Origin of the sequence: Hyella patelloides LEGE 07179 (assembly GCF_900659865.1) — a bacterium.
Lineage (GTDB): Bacteria > Cyanobacteriota > Cyanobacteriia > Cyanobacteriales > Xenococcaceae > Hyella > Hyella patelloides.
The window spans coordinates 1-15,140 of record NZ_LR213932.1 but is presented as its reverse complement, the minus strand read 5'-3'; the positions used below and the strand labels follow the sequence as shown (position 1 = coordinate 15,140).

10 protein-coding genes and 1 pseudogene are annotated in these 15,140 nt (G+C 38.5%); 5 read left to right on the top strand and 6 right to left on the bottom strand.

Annotated elements, in window-relative coordinates:
- Nucleotides 1-245: 245 nt before the first annotated feature.
- From H1P_RS21840 to ccmO, 3 genes are all read right to left on the bottom strand, one after another.
- Nucleotides 246-1,394, bottom strand: a complete 1,149-nt coding sequence (locus H1P_RS21840; RefSeq protein WP_144871315.1) for a glycosyltransferase — start codon at nt 1,392-1,394, stop codon at nt 246-248.
- Between the two features lie 92 nt (nt 1,395-1,486).
- On the bottom strand, nt 1,487-1,960 hold the full coding sequence (locus H1P_RS21835) for a CYTH domain-containing protein (RefSeq protein ID WP_144871313.1): 474 nt from the start codon (nt 1,958-1,960) through the stop codon (nt 1,487-1,489).
- A 196-nt stretch (nt 1,961-2,156) separates the two neighbouring features.
- Nucleotides 2,157-2,957 (bottom strand): beta-carboxysome assembly protein CcmO, encoded by an 801-nt coding sequence (ccmO, locus tag H1P_RS21830; protein ID WP_144871311.1) that lies wholly within the window; start codon nt 2,955-2,957, stop codon nt 2,157-2,159.
- Nucleotides 2,958-3,328: 371 nt separating this feature from the next.
- On the opposite strand from ccmO, the gene fba reads away from it, so the two are divergent.
- The 4 genes and pseudogenes from fba (at nt 3,329) to H1P_RS21810 (ending at nt 9,733) form a co-directional block, all read left to right on the top strand.
- Nucleotides 3,329-4,408 carry a class II fructose-bisphosphate aldolase gene (gene fba, locus H1P_RS21825; protein ID WP_144871310.1) on the top strand — a complete coding sequence of 360 codons (1,080 nt, stop codon included), beginning with the start codon at nt 3,329-3,331 and terminating at the stop codon, nt 4,406-4,408.
- A 159-nt stretch (nt 4,409-4,567) separates the two neighbouring features.
- Nucleotides 4,568-5,614, top strand: a complete 1,047-nt coding sequence (locus tag H1P_RS21820) for a hypothetical protein (protein ID WP_144871308.1) — start codon at nt 4,568-4,570, stop codon at nt 5,612-5,614.
- 122 nt (nt 5,615-5,736) lie between these two features.
- Nucleotides 5,737-8,201: pseudogene (gene recG / locus H1P_RS21815) on the top strand (ATP-dependent DNA helicase RecG).
- A gap of 275 nt (nt 8,202-8,476) precedes the next feature.
- Nucleotides 8,477-9,733 carry an MlaD family protein gene (locus tag H1P_RS21810; protein ID WP_144871306.1) on the top strand — a complete coding sequence of 419 codons (1,257 nt, stop codon included), beginning with the start codon at nt 8,477-8,479 and terminating at the stop codon, nt 9,731-9,733.
- A gap of 104 nt (nt 9,734-9,837) precedes the next feature.
- Here the strand turns inward: H1P_RS21810 and H1P_RS21805 are convergent, their stop codons facing one another.
- The 3 genes from H1P_RS21805 to H1P_RS21795 all read right to left on the bottom strand — a co-directional run bounded on the left by H1P_RS21805 (nt 9,838) and on the right by H1P_RS21795 (nt 12,459).
- Entirely contained in the window at nt 9,838-10,662 is an 825-nt protein-coding gene (locus tag H1P_RS21805; protein WP_144871305.1) for a glycosyltransferase, read from the bottom strand.
- Between the two features lie 182 nt (nt 10,663-10,844).
- Complete coding sequence (locus H1P_RS21800; RefSeq protein WP_144871303.1) at nt 10,845-12,125, bottom strand: TolB-like translocation protein; 1,281 nt, start codon at nt 12,123-12,125, stop codon at nt 10,845-10,847.
- A 46-nt stretch (nt 12,126-12,171) separates the two neighbouring features.
- The gene (locus tag H1P_RS21795) at nt 12,172-12,459 is read right to left on the bottom strand and encodes a hypothetical protein (RefSeq protein ID WP_144871301.1); all 288 of its coding nucleotides are present in this window, start codon (nt 12,457-12,459) and stop codon (nt 12,172-12,174) included.
- 129 nt (nt 12,460-12,588) lie between these two features.
- On the opposite strand from H1P_RS21795, the gene H1P_RS21790 reads away from it, so the two are divergent.
- On the top strand, nt 12,589-14,886 hold the full coding sequence (locus H1P_RS21790) for a two-partner secretion domain-containing protein (protein WP_246141882.1): 2,298 nt from the start codon (nt 12,589-12,591) through the stop codon (nt 14,884-14,886).
- Nucleotides 14,887-15,140 lie beyond the last annotated feature (254 nt).

The following is a 15,140-nucleotide window of genomic DNA, read 5'->3' as shown; positions in this document are numbered from 1 at the left end:
CTTTATAACAAACCTTTTTGCTTCTGGCAGAAGTTTTTGGCAGGGCTTTTCAAATTACCTGGTAATTTGAAACCTGAAACTCATTTTAACTCAGTTTTGCTGATATTTTAGATGCGTTTGCCCTGGATAGTTAAAACTATCCTGGCTAAACGTATCGTGCCTTATATCCCTGCCCTAAAGGAAACAGGGCTTTACGGCACTAAACGGTAAGTGGTCAATGATAAACGATAATTATTTATAAATGTTCACTGATAAACTCTTCCTTTCCAAAATCCTCCTTTACCCCGAAGATGTTTAATAGCAGAATCAATAGTCATTAAACCATACAAAAAAGCGACTCCACTTAAGCAAAAACTCCATAAAGGGAAAAGTCGGTAAAGCTTAATAGTCGGGAAGTAAGCCAAACTCATGATTATCCAGGTAATTAGACCAATAATTGCCACTGGCATATTTTGAGTTACGATTCCCCAGATTACAGCTAATAGTGGAACTAAATAGACCAAAGCCATTCCTAAAATAGTTCCCATTAGTAATAGCCAAGAATAATTAAGTTGATTAAATGCAGTTCTTGCTACCATATCCCAGATAGATTTTAAGGAATCATAAGGACGCAAACTAATAGTTTTTTCGGTTAATCCGAGCCAAATTTTTCCTTGATTGGATTTAACTTTTCTGGCTAAAGTACAATCATCAATTAAAGAATTTTTAAGACTAGCAATTCCGCCAATTCGATCTAAAGTATCAGCTTTAATGAGAATGCATCCTCCTGCTGCTGCTGCTACAAAACTCTGCGAATTATTGGCTAATTTAAAGGGATAAAGTTTTTGAAAGAAAAAAACAAACGCAGGAATTAATAGCTTTTCCCAAAAACTTTGACATCGAAGTAAAACCATTAAAGAAACTAAATCTAAGTTTTCTGTTTCTGCTTTAGTAATTAATTCTGTCAAGTTAGAACTATGGTGTTGAATATCAGCATCAGTTAATAAAATATAATCTGGTGCTAAGGCTTGTTGTTTGGCATAATCAATTCCTTGTTTTAATGCCCACAATTTACCTTTCCACTCTTCAGGTAGAGGGTGACCTAAAATTAAATTAAATTGCTGATTTTTTTTAAATTGATTTGCTGTTTCTTGAGCTATTTTTGCGGTGTCATCGCAGCTATTATCATCTACTAAAACTACTGATAATTTACCAGGATAATCTTGCTGGAAAATCGACCCCAAACTATCAGCTATAACATCGGCTTCATCTCTTGCAGGAATGACTGCCCAAATATTAGGATAAGACTCTAATTTTTTCTCATTGGGAGATAATCGAACGCCAAGCCAAAACTGACCCCAGAATAATAATAAACCTAACCAAATTAAAAGAGAAGCGATCGCGATAAAAATCATCAAACTAATCTAATTGTGTGTCAGGGGTATTGTCAGGTTAAACAAAGAAAAAAACAAGTTCTCATGTCCTATTTCATTTATTTGACAACACATTAATATTTGTCGAGCCACTGATTATAAGGATGTTTTGCCAAATTAGAATTAAAATATTTAGGATCGCTTACTTGTTTATCTATCCACTCTGGTAAAGTTATTTTCTGATCTTCACTGGCTAACTCTACCTCGGCAATAATCAATCCTGCATTTTCGCCTAAAAACTCATCCACTTCCCATAATAAATTCCCGTAGGGTATTTTATATCGAATCTTCTCAATTAAAGGGCGATCGCATAAAGTTTTTAACATCTCTTCTGCATCTTCTAGGGGAATGGGATACTCAAATTCTGAGCGCACTATACCAATACTTTCTCCCTTAATAGTCAAATAGCCTTGATTCCCAAAAACTCTTACTCTAACGGTTGGTTTTCCCACCGTTGCAATGTAACCTTGGCGATAGACAACTCCTTCAGCAAGGTTTTTCCACTGGTTTCCTTTAACCAAATATTTCCGCTCGATTTCTTTACTCATCATTACTTAAGTAAGTAGTTCCACTTTATTAAACACGAAATCGTGAAGTTAAGTATAGGTTATGGGATGTGGGAAAGATACATCGCCAATTTTTTGAGGAAAGAAATGCTTAAATTGGGGAAAAGTAGAGACGAACCAGGTCACATCCCTACTAACAACCAAACAATAACAAAAATACTGATAAATGGTAAATGACTTAAAGTTCCTCAATTTCTACGACTCTTTTTAGAGGAATGCGCTGACTTTCTTCCTGGGGTAATAAGATAGGCTCTTTTTCTTTTTCTTTGACTTTATTTGGTAATAATACTGGTAGAGGTTCTTGCTCATCAATCCAGTAACTAGCTACAGGTAGAGTATGTTCTAAATCTTCCAATAAGCGAGGAATTATCATTAATGAGTGAAAATCACCAATTCTTTCGGCTTCTTGTATTCCAACATCGATCGCTATTGCTACATTCGCTACAGAGCCTCTTATGATAGCAGTACACAAGCCATCACCTATTTTTTCATAAGAAGCTAGCTGTACGTCGGCCGATTTTAACATAGCATCTGCTGCACCTACCATGGCAGGGAAACCTCTAGTTTCAAGTAACCCAATGGAGCGATTACTCAAACGACTGTAACCTCGACGTTTTTGGACTAATTCTGCTAGATGAGAACCTATAGGAAACACGACTTCTAAATTAGGCATTGGGCGAGCTATTACAGACTTAGAAACCAATTGACCGAACTTTTCGGCTGTTTTTGCCCCTTCTTCCACCGCTAAACGAACATCTGCGATATTTCCTCTCACGACAGCAGTACATAAACCGCTACCTACTTTTTCGTAGCCCACCATAGTGACTTCAGCCGATTTGAGCATAGCATCTGCTGCACCGACAATAGCGGGGAAACTTTGTGTAGAGACTAAACCCAAAGCCGTATCTTTGAAGGGATTTTCTCGTGTAAAATCTATTTGTCTTTTTCCTCTTGATGTCCGCAAGTCCAGATTAGCCATTGAGTTATATTCTCTACAAATTTAATTTGCTGCGATGTTATTGAATTACCTAATAGATATTTTATTAGATAGATTCGGTATAGAGACAAATTTATCAATACAATAGCACTTTTATTTAGCTACAAAAGTTTGGACTATCTTATCTCAGAGTTTATTTAAAGTTATGGCTCTTCCAATGTCTAAAAAATAATGGATTTCGGAAAAAAGCGATCGCAAAAATCTCGAAAATTCTTTTGTAATCGCATAAATTGATACTATTCTTAATTTAATTTCATATAAATGTTGAAAATATCTTAAGATTAAACACATGGGAAAGTTAGTTTTCTTAAGACTTAGTACCTATAAATTAAAAATAGATTAGGAGGATATCTATGGCTCTCGTCCCTATGAGACTGCTTTTAGATCACGCAGCAGAAAATGGTTATGGCATTCCTGCGTTTAATGTAAATAACTTAGAACAGATTTTAGCAATTATGGAAGCTGCTGATGAGACAGACAGCCCCGTAATTCTACAAGCTTCTCGCGGTGCGCGTAAATATGCTGGAGAGAACTTCCTCCGCCACTTAATCTTGGGAGCAGTGGAAACTTATCCCCATATTCCCATTGCTATGCACCAAGACCACGGTAACAGTCCTGCAACTTGCTATTCTGCGATTCGCAATGGCTTTACTAGCGTTATGATGGATGGTTCTTTAGGAGAGGATGCTAAAACTCCCGCTAGCTTTGAATACAACGTTGATGTAACTGCCAAAGTTGTTGAAGTTGCTCACGCTGTTGGTGCTTCCGTTGAAGGAGAACTCGGTTGTTTAGGTTCTTTAGAAACTGGTCAAGGTGAAGCAGAAGATGGTCACGGTTTTGAAGGTACTCTTAGCAAAGACCAACTGTTAACCGACCCCGATGAAGCAGTAGAATTCGTAGAGCGTACTCAAGTAGATGCTTTAGCAGTTGCTATCGGTACTAGCCACGGTGCTTATAAATTCACGCGAAAACCTACTGGTGAAATTCTGGCTATTAGCCGTATTGAAGAAATTCACAGCCGTCTACCTAACACTCACTTGGTTATGCACGGTTCTTCTTCCGTACCTCAAAAATGGTTAGATTTGATCAATGAGTACGGTGGTAAAATTCCTGAAACTTACGGTGTGCCTGTAGAAGAAATCCAAAAAGGTATTAAGTCTGGTGTTCGTAAAGTAAATATCGACACTGACAACCGTTTAGCTATTACTGCTGCAATTCGTGAAGCTGGTGCTCAAGACCCCTCTAACTTTGACCCCCGCCACTTCATGAAACCTTCTATGAAGTACATGAAACAAGTTTGCTCTGACCGCTATCAAAGTTTCTGGTGTGCTGGTAATGCAAGCAAAATCAAACAAATAGCTTTGGATAATTTTGCTGCTAAGTATGCTAGTGGAGAATTAGCTGCAAGCACCAAGAAAACTGCTGCTGTATAGGTTTCTTTACGAGCAAATATTGTTTAAAATTCGAGATACTCGAATTATTCTGGGTAGTGATTTTGGTAACTACCCAATTTTTTTGTGTTGTTTTTCAAGAACTAGGGATAAGTTACCATATATTTGAGGTAATTAGTACTATAGGTATACTGGACTAATATGGCGCGTTCTATTGGGCAAATTCAACGAGAGTTAGATAAGATCAAAGAAACTGTAGCTGAAGCAGCACAAGAACTTGAAACACTCTATGATAAGTATATTTCTTGTTTAAATGAGTCAGCGCAGAAGCAATTAGTATTAGCTGGTTATCAACTTTGCACTCAGATCTATCCTGAAGCATTTGTTGCGATACCTCTTAGTCAACGTCAAAAGCTGCAACAAACCCTACGTCAATTGGGGAAACAGATGCAACCCTTATTGACTCAAAAGCCTACAGCAGAAGATTTAAGCCAAGAACAAGCAGATTTGAATCTAATTGCAGAAATGCTCAAAAATTTGCCTTTAGGTCGTTCCGACAATAGCGACCAAGGATCAACAAAGCCATCAAATTCAGAGCAAAATAGGGATGAATCTGCTTTAGACAAGAATCTAGAATCTGTGACAGCTATTATGATGGACGAAGAAGAAGAAGATGATGATGATGATGAGTTAATAGTTGAAGAGATTCAAGAATTTAGCTTTGAAAAGTTACAAAGTTTAGCCGATCGAGAACCAGATACTAATAAAATCAAAGAGATAGATCTGAGTAATCCTCATCATTTAATGTTGTGGCAGAAAAAAATTGAAAACACAATCAGAAAAACTTTAGACGATACATCAAGAAAAGCTAATAAGTATCTACAAGAGTTTAGCATTATACCTGGTCGTTTACCTTCTAAAGTCATAGATGTAGCACTACAAGCAGGAGATAGCCATTCTGGGAATGGTAAATTGCGTAAAGTTCCGAATATTCTTAATCTGGTAATAGAGACTGATAAAGGACAAAAAGCTAAAAAACCTAGTAGTGCTGCTACTCAGATTAGTCTTTTACGCTTGCGTTTATCAGAGATTGAATTTGCTGATGCACAATTAAGCAGTCAAAGAAATCAAATTCGGACGGTACTCAAAAAGGTTCAACAGTTAGGAAACATATATCAAGGAAAACAACATGAGTATGCTATTGCAGAGGCGGATGCTGCTTGGCGTTCCAGTTGGTATGAAGACTAACTTTAAGGGATGAAGGATGAGGAAGGTTGGTTGTCAGTGGTTAGTTGTTAGTGGTTAATTTTTGCTACCTGCTGAGTGATTGATTATTATTTACTGATAACTGATAATTGATAACTGATGAGATGAATGAAGAGTGGGATTGGGTTAGGTTACAGAAGGCTTTGGCGATTGAAGCGGAGCGTGGCTATAGTGACTTGATAGGGAAACAGTATCGTTTTAGTGAGTTTCTCTGTCTTAGTTTGGGTAAACCTCCAAAATTGATTCCTCATACAGAACGTTCTCGTTGGCAAGATTTAGCTCAAAAGTTTGCTAATTATGGTCAGTTAAGTTCTAGTCAGAGAACTAATTTAGTTACTAGTACTCGTAATTTTCTGCATCAACAAAAAAAATTGGTTAATGATGCGGTTAATCCTCCTCAGCCTAAAACTCCTCGTACATCTCCTGTCAGTGTTGCTAGTAAGGCTCGTAATTATTATGCTCGTCAAGATGTTAGCTTAGACCAGGCTCTTTATCAAGTGATTGATATTGGGCGTAGAAGTAGTTATTTAGAACGTTTAGGACTCTATACTGTCAGGGATTTACTGTTTTATTACCCTAGAGATCATTTAGATTACGCCCGTCAAGTACAAATTTGTCATCTTGAACCAGGGGAAACAGCGACAATTATCGGGACAGTCAAAAGCTGTAAGTGTTTTAATAGTCCAAAAAATAAGAAGTTAACTATTTTTCAGTTAGTATTGCGCGACCCTACAGGACGAATTACGCTGAGTAATTTCTTCAGTGGAAACCGTTTTGCTCATCGGGGTTGGCAAGAAAGTTATAAAGGAAAGTATCCTGTAGGTTCTGTGGTAGCTGCTTCGGGATTGGTTAAACAGAATAAGTATGGTTTGACTTTAGATAAGCCTGAAATAGAGGTTTTAGATAGTGCTGGGGGTAGTATTGAATCAATTAAAGTAGGGCGTATTTTGCCTGTTTATGCCTTAAGTGAGGGTGTTCCCGCAGATACAGTGAGAAAAGCGATTATTGCGGTGCTTCCTGCGACTAAGCAATTAAAAGACCCTTTACCTAGCGTAATTCGGGAACAATATGGTTTAATTAGATTACAAAATGCGATCGCGAATGTCCATTTTCCTGAGAATCAAGATATTCTGGGTCATGCTCAACGCCGATTAGTGTTCGATGAGTTTTTCTATCTGCAATTGGGTTTTTTACAACGTCGGCGCAAATTACAGAAAAATCAAGTTAGTGCTAGTTTTGCTCCTGAAGGGGAATTAATCGCAGAGTTTCAGAAATTATTACCTTTTAAGTTAACCAATGCTCAACAACGGGTAGTTAATGAAATTACCCAAGATTTACATTCTTCTACTCCCATGAATCGTTTAGTACAGGGGGATGTCGGCGCAGGTAAAACTGTGGTAGCCGTATTTGCTATCTTGGCTGCTATTCAATCGGGTTATCAAGCTGCGTTAATGGCTCCTACAGAGGTATTAGCAGAACAACATTATCGTAAGTTAATTGGTTGGTTTAATTTACTCCATCTTCCTGTGGAATTACTAACTGGTTCAACTAAAACCGCTAAACGTAGGGAAATTCATAGCCAGTTACAAACAGGAGAATTACCCCTATTAGTAGGTACTCATGCGTTAATTCAAGACCCTGTTAAGTTTCAGCGTTTAGGCTTGGTGGTGATTGATGAACAGCATCGCTTCGGGGTGCAACAGCGAGCTAGTTTACTAGCAAAAGGACAGTCTCCCCATGTTTTGAGTATGACTGCAACTCCTATCCCTCGTACGTTGGCTCTAACCCTCCACGGAGACTTGGATGTCAGCCAAATAGATGAATTACCCCCAGGAAGACAACCCATTGAAACGAAATCAAAAACGGTCGCGACCGTAGTAAAGTATACGATCTGATTCGTCGAGAAATTGCCCAAGAAAGACAGGCTTACATTATCTTCCCCTTGGTAGAAGAATCAGAAAAACTAGATGTCAAGGCTGCGGTGGAAGAACACAAACGACTCTCGGAGGTAATTTTCCCTGAGTTTCAGATTGGCTTATTGCATGGGCGCATGAGTTCGGCGGATAAAGATGCTGCTTTGACTGCTTTTCGGGATAATGAAACCCAAATTATTGTTTCTACTACCGTTATTGAAGTAGGTGTAGATGTCCCTAACGCTACAGTAATGTTAATTGAGAATGCCGAACGTTTTGGTTTATCCCAACTTCACCAGTTACGAGGACGAGTCGGTAGAGGACAACACAAATCTTTTTGTTTTTTAATGAGTAGTAGTAAAAGTACTGAGGCCAAACAACGCTTAGGAGTTTTAGAACAGTCTCAAGACGGCTTTTTTATCTCGGAAATGGATATGCGTTTCCGAGGGCCTGGTGCAGTTTTAGGCACTAGACAATCAGGTATACCAGACTTTGCTTTGGCTAATTTATTAGAAGATCAAGAAGTCTTAACTCTCGCTAGAGATGCAGCCGAAAAAATCATTTTAGCCGATCCCGATCTAGCTAATTTACCTGGTTTGAAGCAAGAGTTAGCTATTAGGTATCAAAAGCTGTTGGGGGGTAATATTCTCAATTAAGGGAATTCTCAACTAGAGTTTATCAGAGTGAGTGCCAGAAGTCTTGATTCCCACTCCCTAATCCCTACTCCCTTGAAGTCGATCGAGCGCAATTGTGGTGGAGTTTTGCAACTAGAAGTTTAAAAGAATTACTATTTAAATAGTCAATATCTTGGTTATCTATCTATTTTAGACATTGGTTCAGGACGAGAGATTTTAAAAGTTTTGAGTAATCAAGTGAATAAAAATTAATCGTTAACGTTATAGTAACTTTAATTGTTGAGTGAGGAGAAACCATGTTGCGAGCGCGCGCACTTAGAGAAGGTTCAGTAGGATTACTTGTAGTCGCAGGAATCTTATTATTTGGCGGAATTGCTTTGTGGTTGCGAGGAATTAGATTAGGAGAAAGCAACTATAAAATTAGTGCCGAATTTCCCAATGTTAATGGAATGCAAGCAGGAGACGCAGTAAGATATCGAGGGCTAAGAGTTGGCAGAATTCAAGATATTGTCCCAGGAACTAATGGTGTTGAAGTTATTATGGAGATTGACTCGTCTAAGCTACTGATTCCTAAAGATGTCACTATAAAAACCAGTAGTTCTGGCTTAATTGGTGAAACCTTTATCGATATTAGACCTCCAGAAACGGAGGTGACGTTTGAAAATCCCACAATGACTCCTTTTGGCGAAAATTGCGATCGCGAGTTAGTGCTTTGTGATGGTGAAAAACTTACAGGTATCTCAGGGATCACCATTGATGATTTATTCCCTTTAATGTACCAATTAACTTCTCGTTTGTCAGAAAATCCTGAATTATTTGATAATGTTAGTGCTGCTGCGAAAAATTCTGCTGTAGCTGCTTCAGAAATTGGTAAATTAAGCCAAGATATGTCTGCTTTGGTGATCGATGTCCAATCGGAATTAGATAGCTTTACTGATGCTGCTAAGGCGGTTTCTACGGTTGCAGGAGATGCTTCAGGTCAAATTAATACTACTGCTTTAAAATATCAGGAAACTGCGGAAAAATTAGGGCAATTAGTTGATAACGTTAATTTATTAGTCAATCAAAATCGGGAAAATCTGATTGTTACTTTAGATAGTATTGGCAAAACTAGCGATCGCTTACAGGGTTTGATTGTTAATTTAGATGCAGCAGTTGCTGAGACAGATACGAAACAATTAGCAGCTAATTTAGAAACCCTCACCGCTAATGCTGCGGATGCATCGGCAAATCTCAAAGAAATTTCGGAAACCTTTGCCGACCCCAATAGTGTTGTTACTTTACAGCAAACCCTTGATTCTGCTAGAGTCACTTTTGCTAATGCTCAAAAAATTACTTCCGATCTAGAAGAAGTAACAGGCGATCCTTCTTTTCGGAATAATGTCCGTAATTTAGTTAATGGATTAAGTAGTTTAGTCTCTTTTACAGAAACATTAGAAAAACAAATTTATACAGATCGGGTTTTTCAAGATGTACAACAATTTTCTGCCACTAATTCTAATTTAGAAGATTGGGAAAAATCAATTCTTAAACTACAAAAGCCGACTAAATAGAGCTTGCGAAAACAGTTGTTTGTTAAACTTATTCCATGCATAAATTAAGTGGGATAAGCTGAGTTATTGTGAATTTTTGACTTAAGTTCGTATTGTTATTGTTATTAAGCACTAACTTTTCTTCTAGGATCGAATTGCTTGAGCCAGTTGTAAGTAAGCACTCTCAAAGGAGGGGGTAACAAGACAATTACTAGCTGTTTGGTAATGGCAATATAGGCAATAGGGGATGCTTTTACTTGCCAACAACCACGCCAACCAATACGAACATGAACCAATGCTACTTTCCAATTATTACGTTGTAGAGTGTTATCAGTAAAGCGATATTTAATTAAAGGTTGGGGAAGATTAGCCAATTTAAGTCCTGCTTTGGCACAACGAAACCAAAGATCGTAATCTTGGCGTTTGGGGAGTTTTTGGGAATAAGAGCCTACTTTCTGGATAGATGCTTTATTAAGTACAACAGTGCCGTGGATAAAAGGATTTGTCCAAATAAGTTTTCTAATTTGTTGGTGGGTGGTAGGAACTTTTCTGTCGCTAATAAATTGACCATCGCGATCGATATCGATCGCACATCCCCCTAAAATACTAGTATCAGGATTAGCCTGTACGTAGTTAAGTTGCAATTCTAATCGATTCGCTAAGGCAATATCATCAGCATCCATTCTGGCTATCCAAGGAGATTGGGCGATTGCTACTCCTTGAGCGAGATTAAAACCTAAACCACGGTTGGTTTCATTGGCGATCAGTTTGATTCGAGAATCTTGTGAAGCGTATTGTTGCAGAATTGCACTGCTACCGTCTGTAGAAGCGTCGTCAAAAATTAAAAATTCAAAATCGGTCAAGGTTTGGTTTAAGACACTCTCTACTGCATCTTGGAGATAGGGTAGATCGTTATAGACGCTCATTAAAACTGTAACAGGTGTTGTCATATGTTTGTTAGTAGTTAGTCCCGTCAAGCGGAATAATATGGTTGATTATTTGTCCACAGATGCACACAGATGAACGCAGATAATTTTTTATTGGTTGTTTTGTATCCCCGTCACCGAGTCTTTGAGTTTTCCCATTCTATATCTCCTCCAACTTCCTTGATTTTCTTCTTGCTCCTTATTTTTCATACTCCATTGTTTACCAAAGAGCTAACATTTAAGATATAACTCATGCGGTATCCTTCATGGGTAGCATCAACAGAAACCCAATTACCATCGGGACTCCAACGAGGATGAAGATCGCAACGCGCATCTGCGGAATATTTTAAAGGAGCAAGAAAGCTAGCAATTTCCGTAGATTTTCCTGTAGCCATTTCGTAAAGTAATAGGTGTTGTTGTCTGGCTTTATCTGGATATGAATCGGTGAGAATCCAGCGTCTATCAGGAGAAAATGAAGGATGTCCGTCTCCATAAATATCTAATATATCTTGCCCAATAATTTGTTTTTCTGAAGTAACAACGTTGATTAAGTAATAATGATCGCCCTTCTCTTCTGTTCTTGCCCAAGCTAGTAAATGTTCTTCATCTTGCCAACTATAATGGGATACCATCCGATCGTCTAACAATAATTTAAGATTACCCTCACTATCTGCGTTGTAGAGGCGGGAAAATTTTCCTTGAGAGCCTAACCAACGATGCATAAAGACATATCTACTGCCTTGGGGAGAATACATTATATGGTTAACTTTATGTTGGCAATCAGCCATTTCAGGACGGGGTTGATGGTTAATGAGGCTTTCTATAGTAATAATTAATTCAGTTAAACCAGATTCTAAATCAACGCGCCAAATACCATCTTCGGAATAGGGTAAATCACTGGCAAAATTATTAGCAGTTACAGAATAACCATACTCAGGACGCATCGTATCTAAGCGTTTATAGTTGAGGCTGAGGGCTTCTTTTCTATCAGGATGTAGAGTCTGAATTGGTAAAGGAATGATTTTTTCAGTTTTATCCCCTAAATTAATCGCTCTAGCTACTAAATCCCCCGCTACAAGATCGTTAAAAATGATAGTTTGATTGTCTAACCACTGCACCATACTACCTTGTTGAGAACTCCAGGTTTTGGTTTTAGCGATCGCATTTACTGTTTTTTGCTCGCGATTATAGACAACAATTTCTAACTGATTTCCTCTAAAACGATGGTACACCAGTTTAGTCATATCAGTTGACCAAGGTGACTTATCGTAATAGCCAAAAAATAATTCTTCTGTAGTTGGGATGGTTGCGCTCCACTGGGAGGGAGTGGCAATTGTCACGTCAGGATGGAGAGCTATGGTAAAATTGCGATCGCCATAGTACCAATAATTAAAATACTGATAAGCTGTCTTAGCTGTTTGTTTGATTTGAGGGAAATTATCCAGAGTTTGAGCAAGCTTGCGCTCTAATGGGTTATAAGATTTCACAATTGCCGATCGTTAACTGGGACTATTATATTATTTATGATGTTATTTACAGTGGGTGTATTTGATTCATTTTGACGAAGTAAACATAAGCTTTGTTATGGAATAAATATATTTTTTGATTGTCAGAATTCATCAGTTTTCTCATATACAGTAGAGCATTTTCTGTTCCTTCCAAGGGAACATCTTGAATATCAGGAAGAGTTTCAAGAGAATCGGCTTTAATGAGCCGAATCGTCCTCATGGTGATAAGTGTTTGGTTACTGTTGCTGGTTTGATGTGCTTGGCTGGCTGCGGTCAGAGTATCGTTTATATAGTCTTCGGGTTGACCGCCCAACTTTTTTGCCGAAGAGACGCTGATTAAAGTATTTTCGGTTCGTTAATCATTAGTTTGTAAGATAAGAGAAGCTTTCCAGAAATCCTGACGATGAAACCTCTCTCTTCTTTTCTATTTTTAAACATCTTTTTGAAGATCATCTCTACTACTGCTACTGTCGCCCAGGTAACAGTAGACGACACAACTTCGACAACTGTTACTCCTACCGATACAGGAGTACAAATAGACAATGGGGATAGTGCTGAAGGGAACTTGTTTCATAGCTTTGAGCAGTTTTCTATTCCTACGGGAAGTGAGGCTTTTTTTAATAACGCTGAGAATATAGTCAACATTTTTTCTCGCGTTACAGGAGGCAATATCTCCAATATTGATGGTTTAATTCGTGCCAATGGTACAGCTAATTTATTTTTAATTAATCCTGCGGGGATTGTCTTGGGCGAGGGTGCAAGATTACAACTAGGTGGTTCATTTTATGGCAGTACTGCCGATAGTATTGTGTTCGGTAATGGTGAATTTAGCGCGACAGATTTAGATAATCCGCCTTTAATAACGATCAATGCCCCTATTGGTTTAGGTTTCAGAGACAATCCAGGAGAAATTACTGTCAGAGGAGATGGACTAGGAGCCAGAAGTAATAATGATTTAATCGATACAGAAAATGCTTTAAGAGTTAATTCTAGTTCCACTTTAGGTTTAGTTGGTGGCAATCTTAATCTAGAAGGTGCAACCCTCAAAACCGATGGCGGAAGAATTGAACTAGGAAGTGTAGCAGGTAACGGACAAGTTAGTCTGACTCCCAGAGAGCAAGGTTTTGGTTTGGAATATGAAAGTGTAGAAAACTGGGGTGATGTTCAACTATCTGAAAGCGCAACAGTTGATGCTAGTGGTTTGGTGAGTGGGGATATTCGAGTCGAGGGAAACAGTATTACTCTGACAGAAGGTTCACAAATTGAAGCTAGTACTCTGAGTAATCTGCCAAGCCTAGAAACTCCAGGAATGATTGAGATTAATGCTACTGATACCATAAACATTGATGGGGAAAATTCACAAGGCTTTTCCAGTGGTGCTTTTAGCCAAGTAAATCCAGAAGCAGAGGGAGATGCAAGGGGTGTCACCATTACTACTGGTAATCTCAATCTGACCAATGGGGCAGTAGTTGATGCTAGTACAGAAGGTCGAGGCAATGCTGGTTCGGTGGAAATTACCGCCAGCGATACCGTTACGATTGATGGTGCAGATTCACAAGGTTTTCCTAGTGGTGCTTTTAGTCGAGTGAATTCAGAAGCAGAGGGAGATGCAGGGGGGGTCACCATTACTACTGGTAATCTCAATTTGACCAATGGGGCAGTAGTTGATGCTAGTACAGAAGGTCGAGGCAATGCTGGTTCGGTGGAAATTACCGCCAGCGATACCGTTACGATTGATGGTGCAGATTCACAAGGTTTTCCTAGTGGTGTTGGCAGTATAGAGGATGAAACAGCCCTAGGAGATGCAGGGGGTATCACCATTACTACTGGTAATCTCACTCTGACCAATGGGGGAATAGTTGATGCTAGTGCTTTTGGTCGAGGAAATGCTGGTCTTCTAACAGTACGAGCAAATTCAGTTAGTTTAGACAACAATGCCACAATTGATGCTTCAACTTCATCTGGAATAGGTGGCAGCATCAACTTGCAAATTGCCGAAGATTTAACCTTAAGCAATAATAGCTTAATTGCTGTTGGTGCTTTTGATGAAGCTAACGGAGGTAATTTAGATATTAATGCCAGGTTTATTATTGCATTCTTGGGTAATGGTGCTAATAACGATATCATCGCTGGTGCCGACCAGGGACAAGTTGGCAATATTAATATTACTGCTCAAGGACTTTTTGGGATTCAACAACGTCCTCCAAATCCTGCAACCAATGATATTGATGCTAGTTCTGATTTTGGGTTAGATGGTACTATTGCCATCGAAACTGCTGATAATAGTCCTCTTCGCGAAATCGCAGAATTATCTAGTAATGTCTTCTCTACGGAAATTATTGCTGCTTCTAATATTTGTTCCGTCTCAGAGATGGACAAAGTATCCAATTTTATTGTCAAAGGAAAAGGTGGCGTTATGCCAGAACCGACAGAAGCCTTGTATGGTGATGCGTTAATTATTGATGAAGAATTAGCAACATCAAACTTCTCCCAAACTGATAATCATGTTGAAAGTTCCTCTGAATCTCCTCTAGACAATGACTCTACTGACAACTCAAATTTTAACGCTCATGACATTCGAGCCGATGTTCAACCAGTTGCTTACAAAGATAATGGTGAACCAGTTTATCTGGCTAGGGGACTCATCAAACAAGAAGATGGCACAGTAATTTTAACTGCTCTACCTACTGCTTCGGCTCAATCTCGTACTCTTGAAAATCCTTATGATTGTAGTCAGTAAATATTAATTGGTCTGAAGCTTTAATTTGCTCTTTTGTACTATTTATCCTACTCCTAACTCACGGTTCGCTCAATTTAAAAATGGTCGAGCAAATAAAGACGATGAAATCAAGTCACAGTAATAATTAGAGCGATTGGAGTCAATTAGGAACTAGCTGGGGAACAAGATAAATCGATTCAGGAATGTTCATCAAATTTAAAATTTGTCTTTGAAGGGAATTCAGAGAACTGATTTCAGTAGAGCCATCAGGATAA

Bases quoted from the DNA above. Each gene is read 5' to 3' on its own strand.
- H1P_RS21835 (WP_144871313.1), bottom strand. From the start codon at position 1,960: ATGAGTAAAGAAATCGAGCGGAAATATTTGGTTAAAGGAAACCAGTGG.
- ccmO (WP_144871311.1), bottom strand. From the start codon at position 2,957: ATGGCTAATCTGGACTTGCGGACATCAAGAGGAAAAAGACAAATAGAT.
- H1P_RS21840 (WP_144871315.1), bottom strand. From the start codon at position 1,394: ATGATTTTTATCGCGATCGCTTCTCTTTTAATTTGGTTAGGTTTATTA.
- H1P_RS21805 (WP_144871305.1), bottom strand. From the start codon at position 10,662: ATGACAACACCTGTTACAGTTTTAATGAGCGTCTATAACGATCTACCC.
- H1P_RS21820 (WP_144871308.1), top strand. From the start codon at position 4,568: ATGGCGCGTTCTATTGGGCAAATTCAACGAGAGTTAGATAAGATCAAA.
- H1P_RS21810 (WP_144871306.1), top strand. From the start codon at position 8,477: ATGTTGCGAGCGCGCGCACTTAGAGAAGGTTCAGTAGGATTACTTGTA.
- fba (WP_144871310.1), top strand. From the start codon at position 3,329: ATGGCTCTCGTCCCTATGAGACTGCTTTTAGATCACGCAGCAGAAAAT.